Source organism: Mycobacterium sp. 5-140-3-2, assembly GCF_035666375.1.
GTDB lineage: Bacteria > Actinomycetota > Actinomycetes > Mycobacteriales > Mycobacteriaceae > Mycobacterium > Mycobacterium intracellulare.
On sequence record NZ_CP142025.1, the window covers coordinates 1,708,593 to 1,721,883 of the forward strand.

The 13,291-nt window shown below is 59.2% G+C and carries 14 protein-coding genes; 13 read left to right on the forward strand and 1 reads right to left on the reverse strand.

The window, feature by feature from the left end:
• The first annotated feature begins 1 nt into the window (after position 1).
• The 13 genes from P6281_RS08150 to istB all read left to right on the forward strand — a co-directional run bounded on the left by P6281_RS08150 (position 2) and on the right by istB (position 12,918).
• A complete protein-coding gene (locus P6281_RS08150; RefSeq protein WP_085164596.1) occupies positions 2–841 on the forward strand; it encodes an MlaE family ABC transporter permease in 840 nt (279 codons plus the stop codon).
• A gap of 10 nt (positions 842–851) precedes the next feature.
• Positions 852–1,898, forward strand: a complete 1,047-nt coding sequence (locus P6281_RS08155; protein WP_163714664.1) for a Mammalian cell entry related domain protein — start codon at positions 852–854, stop codon at positions 1,896–1,898.
• Complete coding sequence (locus tag P6281_RS08160) at positions 1,895–2,947, forward strand: MlaD family protein (protein WP_095795445.1); 1,053 nt, start codon at positions 1,895–1,897, stop codon at positions 2,945–2,947. Before P6281_RS08155 ends, P6281_RS08160 begins: the two co-directional genes overlap by 4 nt.
• Positions 2,944–3,903, forward strand: coding sequence for an MlaD family protein (locus P6281_RS08165; RefSeq protein ID WP_163716891.1), 960 nt, complete (start codon positions 2,944–2,946; stop codon positions 3,901–3,903). Before P6281_RS08160 ends, P6281_RS08165 begins: the two co-directional genes overlap by 4 nt.
• Complete coding sequence (locus tag P6281_RS08170; RefSeq protein ID WP_324738707.1) at positions 3,903–5,000, forward strand: MlaD family protein; 1,098 nt, start codon at positions 3,903–3,905, stop codon at positions 4,998–5,000. Before P6281_RS08165 ends, P6281_RS08170 begins: the two co-directional genes overlap by 1 nt.
• Positions 4,997–5,998, forward strand: a complete 1,002-nt coding sequence (locus P6281_RS08175) for an MlaD family protein (RefSeq protein WP_324738708.1) — start codon at positions 4,997–4,999, stop codon at positions 5,996–5,998. The genes P6281_RS08170 and P6281_RS08175 overlap by 4 nt, the downstream gene beginning before the upstream one ends.
• Complete coding sequence (locus tag P6281_RS08180; RefSeq protein ID WP_047324173.1) at positions 5,995–6,948, forward strand: MlaD family protein; 954 nt, start codon at positions 5,995–5,997, stop codon at positions 6,946–6,948. Before P6281_RS08175 ends, P6281_RS08180 begins: the two co-directional genes overlap by 4 nt.
• 47 nt (positions 6,949–6,995) lie before the next feature.
• On the forward strand, positions 6,996–7,655 hold the full coding sequence (locus tag P6281_RS08185; RefSeq protein WP_324738929.1) for a hypothetical protein: 660 nt from the start codon (positions 6,996–6,998) through the stop codon (positions 7,653–7,655).
• Positions 7,656–7,818: 163 nt separating this feature from the next.
• Complete coding sequence (locus P6281_RS08190) at positions 7,819–8,409, forward strand: hypothetical protein (protein WP_276038143.1); 591 nt, start codon at positions 7,819–7,821, stop codon at positions 8,407–8,409.
• 942 nt (positions 8,410–9,351) lie between these two features.
• On the forward strand, positions 9,352–9,783 hold the full coding sequence (locus tag P6281_RS08195; RefSeq protein WP_317727810.1) for a hypothetical protein: 432 nt from the start codon (positions 9,352–9,354) through the stop codon (positions 9,781–9,783).
• A 104-nt stretch (positions 9,784–9,887) separates the two neighbouring features.
• Positions 9,888–10,298 (forward strand): MmpS family transport accessory protein, encoded by a 411-nt coding sequence (locus P6281_RS08200; RefSeq protein ID WP_085164599.1) that lies wholly within the window; start codon positions 9,888–9,890, stop codon positions 10,296–10,298.
• Between the two features lie 410 nt (positions 10,299–10,708).
• Positions 10,709–12,070: a Mu transposase domain-containing protein gene (locus tag P6281_RS08205; protein WP_324738709.1), complete on the forward strand. Its 1,362-nt coding sequence runs from the start codon at positions 10,709–10,711 to the stop codon at positions 12,068–12,070.
• Positions 12,067–12,918: an IS21-like element helper ATPase IstB gene (istB, locus tag P6281_RS08210; RefSeq protein WP_324738710.1), complete on the forward strand. Its 852-nt coding sequence runs from the start codon at positions 12,067–12,069 to the stop codon at positions 12,916–12,918. Before P6281_RS08205 ends, istB begins: the two co-directional genes overlap by 4 nt.
• Positions 12,919–12,977: 59 nt before the next feature.
• Here istB and P6281_RS08215 read toward each other — a convergent pair whose 3' ends face one another.
• Positions 12,978–13,274, reverse strand: a complete 297-nt coding sequence (locus P6281_RS08215; protein WP_324738711.1) for an integrase core domain-containing protein — start codon at positions 13,272–13,274, stop codon at positions 12,978–12,980.
• Positions 13,275–13,291: the final 17 nt, after the last annotated feature.

The following is a 13,291-nucleotide window of genomic DNA, read 5'->3' on the forward strand; positions in this document are numbered from 1 at the left end:
TATGCATTTCAGTACTCGACTGGCAACAGCGGCAGTCGAGCCGATCGGCGGGATGTTCCATAACCTTGGGCAGTGGGTGGTGTTCATTGCCAAGACATTCAGCTCGGTGCCAGTAGCGGTCGTTAAGTATCGGCGACAAACATTGCAACAAATGAACAGCCTCGCTTGGGGTAGGGGTTCGCTGATCGTGGATGGTGGGGCGATAAGCGTATTATTGCTCCTCGGTATTGCGGTCGGTGCCTCGTTAGCTGTTGAGGCGTTTGCTGTCTTGAATATTATTGGCTTCGGTGGTTTGTCTGGGATTGTCGGCGGGATAGGAGGGGTGCGCGAGATCGGGCCGATAGTGAGCGCCGTCGCGTTCGCTGGACAAACGGGGTGCCGGATGACCGCCGAGATCGGTGCCATGCGCATCGCCGAAGAGATCGATGCCCTAGAAGCGATGGGGCTCAGGCCGATACCGTTTGTGGTCGGCACTCGCCTGGTCGGCGCGATGATATGTGTGGTGCCGGGATTTCTAGTGGCGCTGATAGCCAACTTCTTCGTCATGGACGCCGTCATCCGGGTATCTCACAATCAGCCCGGCGGAACATATGATCATTACTTTGCCGAGTTTTTGGTACCTAGGGATCTTGCATACTCTGTGATCAAAATAGCCGTCTACTGTGCGGCCGTGACTTTGATCCATTGCTATTACGGATACTTTGCTTCGGGTGGCCCGGTCGGCGTTGGTCAAGCGTCGGGTCGCGCCGTGCGGACCAGTCTGATCACGATCATTGTCTTGGATTTGATACTGACCGTGGCGCTGTGGGGCCTTCATCCAGTATTCGTGTTCAAAGGTTAGGTGAGCAGACATGCTACTGCACGCTTCTGCGGAATCTGAGAAGCGAACGCTGACCATCGTCGGCGCGGCGCTTGTGCTCTGCGTCGTTGCCGTGGGTGGCCTACTTATGGTTTTCAAGCCATTCGGCGGGAGACCAGCTAATGCAATTTCCATGGCGATCGATACGCCATATGTCGGTCCCGGGGTGGCCAAGGGTACGGAGTTGGTCATGCATGGGGTAAAGGTCGGCGAGGTCACGGCGGTGTCCAGATTGTCCGGGGGAGGTGTTCGGCTCAATGCTGATCTGCAAAAAACGCCAATAGCGGGATTAACTGATGCCATGGCTATTGATTTCCGGCCCGTCAACTATTTTGGCGTGACCGGTATCAATCTAATCGCAGGTGCGGGTGGGCGACCACTCCGCGATGGGACCCACCTGAAGATCACGCCGAAGGGCAACTTTACGCTTCAAGCCTTGCTATCTCGCCTTGGAAGACTTGCTACGGGAACATTAACCACGCGGCTGATCCAGGTGGTCGAGAAGGCCACTCGATACACTGATGCGTTGGATCCGCTGGCCGAGACCCTCTTGATTTCGGCTAATGCGCTTGCCAACACGCAAACAGTGAGTACCGCGCAACTATTAAGAAACGCGACGGGAGTGAGTGTTGCATTTCCGTCGTTTACCGACGCGATGCTCGATGCCGGCGCCGATTTAACGCACGGTACTAATAAATTGAACAAGGGTACATGGAACGCCAGCGATGACGAATACTCGCATACTATTCTACCGTTCATGCAATTCGTAGCGGATAACCTGTTTGGTGCGATCGGCAGGCTGGAGTACACGCATATCGACGATCTGGCGCCCATGGTTGACACTGTCAAGGCGCTGACCGATGTGGTGCCGCCACTGATCAGGCCTCAAGGCATTTCGGAGATGCTCGTGGAACTGCGTTCCCGGCTTGAGAAAATGTACGCGGGAACGCCTGAGCAACGTGCGCTTCAGGTTCGCATTGTTCTTGACAGCCTTCCGGGTGTCGCGGCGCCACTTGCCGCTTTGGGAGGTGCCCGATGAAGCCTAGAGCGGCGTTGTGGCGACTCGCGATCAGCGGGGTCGTCGCGATCGTTCTGTTTATTCTGGTTGCGAATGTCATTAGGCAGCCCATGGCGGCGGAAACGCGATCGTACGATGCCGAGTTCACTGACGCATCGGGATTGCATCAGGACGCCGACGTGCGGGTCCGCGGAGTCCGAGTCGGGAAGGTCCACTCAGTCGGCCTCGAGCGAAGGCACGGTCAAAGCATCGCCGTGGTCGGGTTTACGCTCGACAAGCGATATGGCGTGGTACCCGGAACCCGGCTTGCCATCAAGTTCGAGGCTCTTACCGGTTTGCGGTATTTAGATGTCGTGGACGCGACAGAGGGGTATTCGAAGGCCGCTCTTGTCACCCATGTGACCACCGCGATGACCCAACCGTCTTTCGACGTCACTACGTTATTCAACGGGCTACAACCCGTGATTGCCACTCTGAACCCTGACGAGGTAAACACCTTTACCGCCAATGCGGCAGCATATCTCTCCGGTGATGGCGGCGGCTTGGCGCCGATGCTGGAGAGCATCCGCAAGCTCACCAGGTTTGCATCGGACCGTCAACAAGTCATCGCAACGCTGATGCGCAATCTGAAGGAAATTTCCGATACTATGGGCGGACATGGAAAAGACCTGATCCAGATAGCGGACTGGCTTAATAAAGGGCCGGTAGCTGGCATCTTTGGAATATTGGACGAGTTTCGAAAAGCTTACCTCTACGGTGAGTTTACAGGTGATGTCGCGCAATTGGTGGCTAACTTAGGATTTCCACCTGGTGTGAATAATGGCGATTACTTCACCTACGGCCCGGCCGCCAACAAGAATGCCAGTGACATGGACCAGGGTCTGGACCGTGCGTTCACCGTCCTCGACGACTTTACGGACGCCTTCAAGCTCGTTCCGGTCATGTGGGAAAACATCCCACCACCGCCGGAGGCCGGCGCGCCCCTGGCCTGTTCCCGGGGCAAGGCCCAGTTACCTGAGCAAATGGACGTACTTCTCAACGGCCGAAAAGTGGTGTTGTGCAACCGATGAAAGCGTTACGTAATCCGACTCTGTGGGGTGCTGGTGCCCTTGCCCTAGTGACGATTGTGGCGCTCGCGACGGCGATGCTCTATATCAGCCCCCCCGGGCAGAAGATCGTCACCTTCTACACCGACGACGCGGCGGCGATCCGTCCAGGAGACCCGGTACGCATTGCCGGAATCAACGTGGGCAAGGTGAAGGATCTGGCACTGGAATCGAACCGAGTGCGCGTCCGAGCACGGGTTGACGGTAGTGCATTTGTCGGTGATCGCTCGCAGGTGCAAGTCCGCATGCTCACGGTGGTTGGGGGCTATTATGTGAGCATCGTGTCACTAGGTGACAGTTCTTTAGGCGCTAAGCCTATTCCGGTCGAACGCGTGACGATGCCTTACAGCTTGATACAGACTCTCACCGACGCGACGAAGATCACCGACAAGGTTGACCCAAAGCCGATAAATGAATCGCTCAACCAGGTGCAGCAGGGGCTTAACGGCACCAACGTGGAATCAATCTCGGCGGTTATCGATGCGGGCAACAAGCTTATGTCGACAATTGAGAAGCAACGTGGGCAAGTGAGTGCCATCCTAAATCTATCCAATGAGTATGTCGGAAAGCTGAACAATTACAGTGACGACCTCAAGGACATGGTCCGCAAATTGTCGATCATTGAACAGTCACTTACGCTCTACAGCGAGGGACTCGCCAGGGCGCTTAAAGGCATGGGCGACACCATGGATGGCCTATCACCAATCTTCATTTACTACGAGAATCATCGCGACACGGCTCTCGCTAGGATCCGTGACTGGGTGCAAAAAGCACGAATGTGGTCGGACCGCAACGGTGTAATAATCCGGGCGCTGCGCCTGGGGCGGAGAAAAATCGAACGGGTCCTGGGCGCACAGCAGGAGGCTCCGGAGCTATTGGCCACCGATCTGTGTATGCCGATACCGGGGAGTCCGTGCTAATGGCCGTGTCAGGTTCGCATCGCCTTGGTCGGCTCGGCGCGATCGCTTTGACAGCAGCGGCTGTGGTGACCTTTGTGGCCTCATGCGGGCGGCTGCATGAAAGACAGCCCCACGCCGAATACTGCGCAATGATGCCCGACAGCATCGGGCTATATGTCGGCAATCCGGTCACGCAGATGGGCTATCAGATCGGGAAAGTCACGAGCATCACCCCCGGTACAACGGACGTCCGTGTCGATTTCAGTGTGACTGAGCGGCGTCCGTTGCCAGCGGATGTCAAGGCAATAATCAGGTCGACATCGATCCTTGCTGACCGGTCGCTGGAGCTTGTCGGCAACCCTGGTGATGCGGCACCTCACCTCGGTGCCGGTGAGTGTATTCCGCTTACCCGTTCGTGGACGCCGAAGAGCCTGTCCGAAGTGATCGGCTCGGCGACCAATTTCCTCAACAAGATCAACCCGGGTGGGTCGACGAATGTCGGCGATGTCGTGCGTGAGCTCGATCAGGCGCTGCACAACAATGGAGCCGGCGTCAATCAGCTGCTGACCACGTCATCGGCGGTAGTCGATAGCCCTGATCAAACGATCAGCGACATCGGATCCGTGATCACGAACCTTGCTGAACTGAGTTCGGCGCTCACCGAGATCAGAGGCCCGCTGAAGGAGGTTCTGCTCAACGCGGAACAGAACATGTCGGACTTCGCCGTGACGGTGGATGGCGGCAACCATATGGTCGGAGGATTTATGGGCTTGGTCAAAGCGGGTGTCGACGTGGAAGACAACCTCGGTGACGAGCTTCAGTTCACGCTCGACTCGACGTCGGTTGCCCTGAGGAAGTTCAGTGCACACGCGCCGTGGCTGGCGAATCTCCTGAATCCGGTGCCTTGGTGGGTCAATACGCTAGCCAACCACTTCAATAACCGTGCGTTCCATATCACCTACCGTCCGCCGCTGTATCGCGTCCGTACCCCCAATGGACTTGCGCTGTGTGGCGTGATGAACGCTTCGATGCCCGGAAGCTGCGCGGATGTTGCTGGGCAACCGTACGCGGTTGATGTTGCGCTGCTTCAATACGTCCTCAACCAGGCGAACCGATGATCCGCCGGATGTGGCGGTTGGCCGCGGTCACTGCTGGTGTCGTCGCACTTTCATCGTGTGCATCGCTCAATGTGAGTTCGTTGCCTCAGCCTGGTAATAGCTATCGCGGTGGATATGACATCGTCATCGAATTTAACAACGCGCTCAACTTGCCGGATCGGGCAAAGGTGGTGTTGGACGGCACCACGGTCGGCGTCGTCACCAAGGTGGCACTATCCAGCCGTGCGGTCGACGTCACCTCGAGAATCGACCCCAACGTCGCGGTGCCGTCGAACATCCGAGCGGTCCTGCAGCAGGACACTGTCTTGGGCGACATCTATGTCGCCCTCGAGCGACCGCAAACCGACCAGGCTGCGGCACCACCGTTGAGGTCCGGCGACCGCATCCCGCTGGCGCAGACTACGTCTCCGCAACAACTGGAAGACACAATCGCGAACATGGCGAACTTCGTGTCGAGCGGATCCATCCAGCGCATACAGAACTCGATCATCCGTATCAACCGAGTCCAGCCGCCGGGAGGAGAAGGTGCGATTCGGAAGGTGGCTTCCCAAGTGGCAGCCGACCTCGGGGACCTGTCTGACAACATGAATCTGGTCGACCAATGGCTCAATGGCGTGTCCGAAACGGTCGATGTCATGCACAGGAGGATCCTGGTACTCCAGGAAATGTTCTCGAAGCAAGGCATGACAGCGATTAAACGGTTCTTGGAGATCTTTTCGTATGTGGGTACCATTCTTCCGTCTACCGGTAGTATCTACGCCGGTGGTTTCTGGCTGGTGCCGTTACTGCGATCATTGAGTGATGAGATGGGCGCTCTTCAGCATTCCAAATGGGAGTTTGAAAAGGAGTGGCCCGCATGGCGCCGGCTATTCACTGGCTTCTTCCTTCCGGAAGATAAATATCCAGCGATCAACATTACGTCGATAGTTGGACCCGACGGTCGGGAAATGTCGGGCAACGTGCAGGATGTGCTACGGATCTTAGGTGCGACACCATGAGGGTGCGAGCCATTTTGTCCTTCATTGCATTTGCCCTGATGATTGCGTTTGCCGTGAGCTACATTGGCTCGCTCGGCGTGCGGGTTAGAGCGCCTTCTGACCGTACCAATCTCTCCATGACGGTGGGAGATATCAATGGTCTCGTTGTCGATTCAAATATCCTGCTGCGTGGCGTGCCAGTCGGCAAAGTCAGCCGTATAGCATCGTCTCTCGACGGAGCTACTATCGACTTCTACGTTGACGGCCACCTGCGCATCCCCGCCGACTGCGATGTGCGACTCGAGAATCTGTCTGCCCTCGGTGAAACCTATATCGGCCTGTTCCCGCGGCGTCGGGACGGCCCAATGTTGCACGACGGCCAGCACATCGCAACCGAGTCGGTAATACAACCACCATCGATAACAGAGCTGGCGGTAAGTGTCACGCGGATACTCAATCAGCTCGATCCCGAAGCGGTCGAACGCATCATCCACGAGGGTGACGCTGCACTGCCTGATCCAAACTTGGTGCTGCCTAACCTGTCGCACGCTAGCGAGTTGCTGAGAAACACAGCAGCGGATATGCATGGCCATGGGCGAGTGCTGCTGAGCAACTTCCAGACCCTCTTACGCAACGCTGGGTGGGTCGGGCCCACGCTCGCTGGCCTGATACCCGGAATCCGGGATAGCGCCGACAATTCTAAAAAGATCCTGCAAGGCTTTTCGGTAGGTGCCCTCGAGATCGGTCCGGACGGTATGCGCAAATTCGGCCACCTGCTTAGCCGGGTCCAGAAGTTATTGGATCAGAATGGCGGTGACCTCAAAGTGCTGGGTGAAGCGCTTCGGCCACGGGTGAAGGCCATCGCCGGTGCGTTGTTGAACTTCGACCCCAGTCAGATCCTGTCCAACATCCTGGACACGGTGCCCGAAGATGGCGCGATTACGCTGCACGTCGCCATCCCCCAGAATTAAATAGGCAGGCATGGCCGTGCGAGACCACGAATTAAGGAATTTGCGTGATGATTGATACCGAAATAAACACCCCCGGACCGGACGCGGCCCAGGCCGATTCAGCCGAGTTTGAGCCAGCGGACGAGACACCCACTGAGGACACTTCGTCGACTACGGACGAGCCTCAGGGCAAGAAGTCCAGACGAGCGCAGCTCTCGGTTTCTCTTTCTAGCCTGGTGATCGCCGTCGCGATCGCCGTCCTTGTCGGCGGCGTCGCAGTGTTGGGCTGGCTATATGTTGGAGCGAAACACAAGCTGGACGAGCAGGCTCGGCAATCCGAAAACAAGGTGCACGCCGAAAACGTCGCTTTGCACTACGCGGTCGACGCGGCAGCGATGAACTACCAAGATCTCAACTCGTGGAAAAGCAAGCTTGTCGGCGGCACCAGTCCCGAACTGAAAGACAAGTTGACCAAGGCCGCAACGTCAATGGAACAGATTCTGGTGCCGCTGCAATGGAATTCAACGGCACGTCCGCTGGCGGCCAAGGTTCGCAAAGTAACCGGCGCTACCTACGTCGTCGACTCTTTTGTAATGGTGCTTACCAAGACCGCGCAAGCTCCGGAGCCACTGCAGTCGACGGCAACGTATAGCGTCACAATCGACAGCAGTAAGGATTGGCAAATTACCGAGGTTGGCGGAGTTGGCGACGCGTTAGAACAGAAATAGAACTCCCGAACAGGAGATTATGATGGCTCGAACTAGGTGGCCGGATCTGGATGGCTGCGTTCATAGCTGTCTCCGCATAGTAGGAGTGCCTGCTGTTAAAGCTATAGCGAGGCGAAGCGCGTTTGCCCGTCCGATTGTGGTCTTGACATCCGTCCTGATTACGTTGTCCGGTGTGACCGTCGCGACTGAGCCCGCTTCTCGAGCCGATCCGTCCGATTACGAGCGGCCTCCCGAGCCATTACCGGTGGTCACTCCGACGCCTTCAAACTGGGCGCCCAAATTTCCATTCCCTTATGACGAAACGAAAGGAAGCGTCACCGATGCGGACATCAATGCGGAACGGGAGATGTGCCAGTGGTTCAACGCTCAATATGACGAATTGACGCGCCAGATCAACAGGCTGCAATTCAACCGGATCACACCGAATGGACCGGGGGTCATCTCGGGCGCCGGTTCCGACTGGGACTACAGCATCGGCGACCTTCAACGGCAAGCTGACATCGTTACCGCAAATATCGACCAGTCGGTAGACTTCCTCGCCCCGCGCGTTCAGGCGCTTACTCAGTCCACGGACCCTGCGGGTGATGTCTACTTCCCGCTCTATGAAGGTAAGAGTTTCTACCTACTGTGGCAGCACCTGTCCAATGTCAGCGCAGGGATCAAAAGCCATCAACCCGACTGGTTCACAGGTCCATCGGTGCAAAGAGTATTGCGTTGGGGAACTCGAATCCGCCGTTCGCACGTATGTCAGTAGAACGTAGTCCGGTAACTGAGTGGATGCGCCGAGCGTGCGCTTCGTGTCAATTCACAGCGGACTCCGATCTCTGGGTTAAACCAGTCGCTGGTGAGGGTGAGCGGTGGCGGTGAGCTGGGCCGACGTGGTTGCCGTTCGCAGCTTGCGCGCTGCTCCAGAGGAGGAGAATCACAGAATGTATCGCTGTATTGGCAGTCGCCGGTGGTTGGCGACCACTGCCTCTGCGATCGGGTTGGTCTTGGGTACCGTCGCTCCGGCACACGCGGACCCGCCTGGCGGTGCTCCCGCGAATCCTTTTCCAGAGATGGCGCACATATCGGCGTGGTACGACCAATTCGAGCCAGACCGATTCTTCCTTGCTGACCATCCCGGTGTCTGGTTCTTGTCACCCTCTGGACTCAACTGCGGCATCTGGGATAGGGGAAGCTTTGGTTGCAGCGGCGTTATTCCGGGTGCACCCCCGGACAGCAATCACATCGCTTGGTTCAACGGAAACCGCTCCGTGCACCACGGCTGGACGGCGGCCATTCAGTTCCCTGCCGGACAAGCGGATCAAACCCTGCCGCCGCGCAGCTACGTAACGTACAACTCAACGACTTGTGCGATCGAGCCAGACGGCAGCACCTATTGCGGGCACGGCGAATTTAAGTTCTTGATAACCCACACAGAAACATGGTTCAAAGGCTACGACGAGGCCTCCACGCGGGTGTGCCTAAGCTACGGGTCTTGTTGACGGAAGGCTTCTCTGCTACCAGTGAGGCCGGCGAGTTCTAACCGCACGACGAGAAAAGCCACATGTTGTCCCGCACTTCAGTGGCTCGTAATTGATTTCCAGAGAAGGAGTTGTAAGTGCTAAGACAATCACTTGCGCCGCTCGGTGGCCGCAAGTCGGCGCCGATACTCCCGTGCCGGAGGACGGCGATCCGACTGGTAGTCGTGTTCATGCTGGCCTTTTCCGGTGCTATGGTGCTGACACCATCGGCTCTGGCGGATTCGGAAGACAACCTGAAAGACGCAATGGAGATCGCCCGTGGCGGAACGTCATGTCAGCCGTTGAGCTACAACCCAGTAGTCGAAAAGGCAGCGAGGATCATTAATCAGTCGACCGATGACTACCTTAGCCACAACTCAACACACCTCCCGATCACTGACCCGCTGCCCGGGCTAAAGGATCTCGGCTACGGCGGCGACAAGGCCGTCCTGCTTCAAGGTGCCCGCATGAACGAAGCTGATGCGATAAAGGGCGCGTTACTACAAGGCTCCACCGCCATCCCTGATTGCTCCTACACAGACTTAGGGATAGATGTGCGACGCAATGAAGCGACTGGTAATAGCTTGGTTTTGTTACTGTTAGCGGGGGCCCAGCAACCATGATTGCATCGGGTTTGGCATTGACAGGCGTCTCACTAGCTCGGTGCATTGTTGCTGTCCGGCCTGGTCAGCGTTGAGCTCGACAGTGATACCTGCCGGAGGGATTAATGATTCGTACCCAGCTGATAATTATTGCGCTGATTACCGGCATTTCTGCCGTCGCGGTGGCGCCGGACGCTCGCGCTGAGGACAGCGTTACATACGAGGTCGTTTCAAACGATGTCGCCGCAGCAAATCTCGAGTACTTCGACTCCTCTGAGCGAAAAGTACTGGACGGCGTGCCACTGCCATGGCGAACCACCGTGACGGTGATGAATGCTCTCAGTCCATCAGTAGACGGCGCGGAAGTTCGCGCCGACTGGCGCCCTCGCGTGTGTGATGGGCGAGCCTGGTGCCCAGAGGCTAGGCCTAATAATTGGGTAACGGTCCGGATCTATTTTCGCGGGAAGGTCATCTGCGAAAGCACCCTTGATGTGGGCAACGCGGCATGCTACGGCAGCACATCTTTTAAATCCTGACAGTCGATAACACCAAACCTCGTGGCACGCGCCACCTGTCGGGGTGGTGTGCGCATTATTCGAATTATTAAGCGGTCTTAAGTAAGTCGAGACATGCCGGCAGATGTCGCACGTTCCAACGGTGCCGGCTAACACTTGGAGTGTGCGCGACGATGGCCGCAAGCTCGATCACGGAGCTTCCCCCAGAGTGTGAAGGTGACGGGGTCTCAGCTTTCCGGGCCAGGATCTATGACAGTTGTTGGTGGGTAGTTTCGCAGTGCATTCGGAACCCCTGACCGCGCTCGCTGAAATTCCCCACTGACGCTCATTGAAATTCCCCACCCGTGTGGCTCCGCCGAGAAGGGCGGGCCTCCTTCGATGCTGCTGGTGTCTGACGCCTGCAGCACTGCCCGAAGGAGGCCCGCTTTCTCATGCTCACATGGGAGGACGATGTGGAAGTACATGCCCTGGCCAAGCGTGGTTGGACGATCTCGGCGATCGCCCGCCACACCGGCTTCGACCGCAAGACGGTCCGCAAGTATCTGGCCGGTGACGGCACGCCGGGAGTGCGTGCCCGCCCGGGCCCGGACCCTTTTGACCCATTCGTCGACTACGTCACCGCGCGGCTGACCGAGGACCCGCATCTGTGGGCCCGCACCCTGCTCGACGAATTGGAGGACCTGGGGTTCGGGTTGTCGTATCAGAGCCTGACTCGCAACATCCGGGCCCGGAATCTGCGCCCGGTCTGTGAGGCGTGCCGGACTGTGACGCAACGGCCGAACGCGGTGATCCAGCACCCGCCGGGTGAGGAAACCCAATGGGACTGGCTGGAATTGCCCGATCCGCCGGCATCGTGGGGCTGGGGCAAGACCGCGCACCTGTTGGTCGGCTCGCTGGCGCATTCCGGTAAGTGGCGCGGCTTCCTGGCACCGAGCGAGGATCAGCCGCACCTGGTCGCCGGCCTGGACCGCATCACCCGTGGCGTGGGCGGGTGCACCCGGGTGTGGCGCTTCGACCGGATGGCCACGGTCTGTGACCCCGGCAGCGGCCGGGTGACCGCGTCGTTTGCCGGGGTGGCCAAGCACTACGGAGTGGCGGTGGCGATCTGCCCGGCCCGGCGCGGTAACCGCAAGGGCGTGGTGGAGAAGGTCAACCACACCGCTGCCCAACGCTGGTGGCGCACCTTGGCCGACGAAGCCACCCCTGAGCAGGCTCAGGTGAGCCTGGATCGGTTCGCCCGCGTGCGGGGTGACACCCGACTGCGGGCCACCGCCAACGGCCGCTCCTCAGTCGCCGTGGTGGCCAAAACCGAGCCCCTGTCCTCGGTGCCGGCGCTGGCCTATCCAGTGATCGTCGCCGAGGCCCGCACCGCATCGAGGCAGGCGATGGTGTCCTACCGCGGCAATCGCTACTCGGTGCCCCCGGAACTGGCCGCCGCCCAGGTCGTGGTCAGCCATCCAGTCGGAGGTGACTTCCTCGATATCGCCACCACGGGCGGGATCGTGATCGCTCGGCATCGTATGGCCGCTGACGGGTTGGGGGTGATGGTGCGTGACAGCGGTCATGTCATCGCGCTGGACGCCGCCGCGATGGCCACCGCGGCGACCGGTCGCCCGCACCGCCGCAAGGAACGCATCCCACCGGGCCCGGCGGCCAAAGCCGCTGCCGCACAACTACTCCAGATCAAACACGCCGACAGCTCCGTGCATCAATCCTCAATTCCGTCAACCGTTTCCACCGTCATCGACCTGTCCGTCTACGAGCGGGCAGCCCAGAACAGGACCCTCCAATGACCTCCACACCCCGCACCCCCAAGACCGCCACTACGACCACGGAGTCGCCGTCGGCGGCGGCGTCCCGGTATCAGCAGCTGCGCTCACACCTGGCCGAACTCAAACTCGCCGCGGCCGCCGAAGCCCTACCCGCGGTGCTCGACCAGGCCACCGCCGAGGGACTGTCGCTGACCGTCGCGTTGGAGCGGCTGCTTGCCGTCGAGGTCGAGGCCAGCACTGCCCGACGGTTGGCGGGCCGGCTGCGGTTCGCCTGCCTGCCCACCCCGGCCACCCTCACCGACTTCGACGTCGATGCCGCCGCCGGCATCGACCGCAAGCTCATCGACGAGCTGGGCACCTGCCGCTACCTGGAAACCGCGACCAACATCCTGCTCATCGGACCACCAGGCACCGGCAAAACTCACCTCTCGGTCGGGTTGGCCCGGGCTGCAGCACATGCCGGCTACCGGACCTACTTCACCACCGCCGCCGATCTGGCCGCCCGCTGCCACCGCGCCGCGATCGAGGGCCGCTGGGCCACCACCATGCGGTTCTACGCCGGTCCCACCTTGCTGGTGATCGATGAACTGGGGTATCTACCGTTGCCCGCCGAGGCCGCTTCGGCGTTGTTTCAGGTTGTCTCCCAACGGTATTTGAAAACCAGCATCGTCATCACGACCAATCGCGGGGTGGGAGCCTGGGGTGAGATCCTCGGCGACACCACCGTCGCGGCTGCCATGCTCGACCGCCTGCTGCACCGCTCCGTGGTCATCAACCTCGACGGCGAGTCCTACCGGCTACGTGACCACCAGGCCGCCGCCGAAACCCTGCGCCGAACCACCACCGGCACCCGCCAACCACTACACTGACCGCTGCTCACAGGTGGGGAATTTCAACGAGCACACCTGGGGACATTCGATGAGCGCGATCACCCCTCGGGGGTGAGGTCGTTGAGTGCGCTGTGGGGTCGGTAGGTGTTGCATTCGGTGCGCCAGTCCTTAGCGAGGATTTGGGCTTCGAGCAGACTACCGAAGGTCTCGGTGGTCAGGAATTCGTCGCGAAAGCGTCCGTTGAAGGATTCGCAGTGCCCGTTTTCCCAGGGTGCGCCGGGCTCGATGAACACCGCGCCCACCGAACCCAAGGGTGCCCAATCCGCGAGGGCATGACTGGTCAGGTCGGGTCCGTTGTGCATGCGGATGTGTTCGGGCTTGCGGCCCGTGGTCATGATCAGCTCATCGAGGA

Bases quoted from the DNA above. Each gene is read 5' to 3' on its own strand.
- P6281_RS08150 (WP_085164596.1), top strand. From the start codon at position 2: ATGCATTTCAGTACTCGACTGGCAACAGCGGCAGTCGAGCCGATCGGC.
- P6281_RS08155 (WP_163714664.1), top strand. From the start codon at position 852: ATGCTACTGCACGCTTCTGCGGAATCTGAGAAGCGAACGCTGACCATC.
- P6281_RS08160 (WP_095795445.1), top strand. From the start codon at position 1,895: ATGAAGCCTAGAGCGGCGTTGTGGCGACTCGCGATCAGCGGGGTCGTC.
- P6281_RS08165 (WP_163716891.1), top strand. From the start codon at position 2,944: ATGAAAGCGTTACGTAATCCGACTCTGTGGGGTGCTGGTGCCCTTGCC.
- P6281_RS08170 (WP_324738707.1), top strand. From the start codon at position 3,903: ATGGCCGTGTCAGGTTCGCATCGCCTTGGTCGGCTCGGCGCGATCGCT.
- P6281_RS08175 (WP_324738708.1), top strand. From the start codon at position 4,997: ATGATCCGCCGGATGTGGCGGTTGGCCGCGGTCACTGCTGGTGTCGTC.
- P6281_RS08180 (WP_047324173.1), top strand. From the start codon at position 5,995: ATGAGGGTGCGAGCCATTTTGTCCTTCATTGCATTTGCCCTGATGATT.
- P6281_RS08185 (WP_324738929.1), top strand. From the start codon at position 6,996: ATGATTGATACCGAAATAAACACCCCCGGACCGGACGCGGCCCAGGCC.
- P6281_RS08195 (WP_317727810.1), top strand. From the start codon at position 9,352: ATGCTGGCCTTTTCCGGTGCTATGGTGCTGACACCATCGGCTCTGGCG.
- P6281_RS08200 (WP_085164599.1), top strand. From the start codon at position 9,888: ATGATTCGTACCCAGCTGATAATTATTGCGCTGATTACCGGCATTTCT.
- P6281_RS08205 (WP_324738709.1), top strand. From the start codon at position 10,709: ATGCTCACATGGGAGGACGATGTGGAAGTACATGCCCTGGCCAAGCGT.
- istB (WP_324738710.1), top strand. From the start codon at position 12,067: ATGACCTCCACACCCCGCACCCCCAAGACCGCCACTACGACCACGGAG.
- P6281_RS08215 (WP_324738711.1), bottom strand. From the start codon at position 13,274: ATGACCACGGGCCGCAAGCCCGAACACATCCGCATGCACAACGGACCC.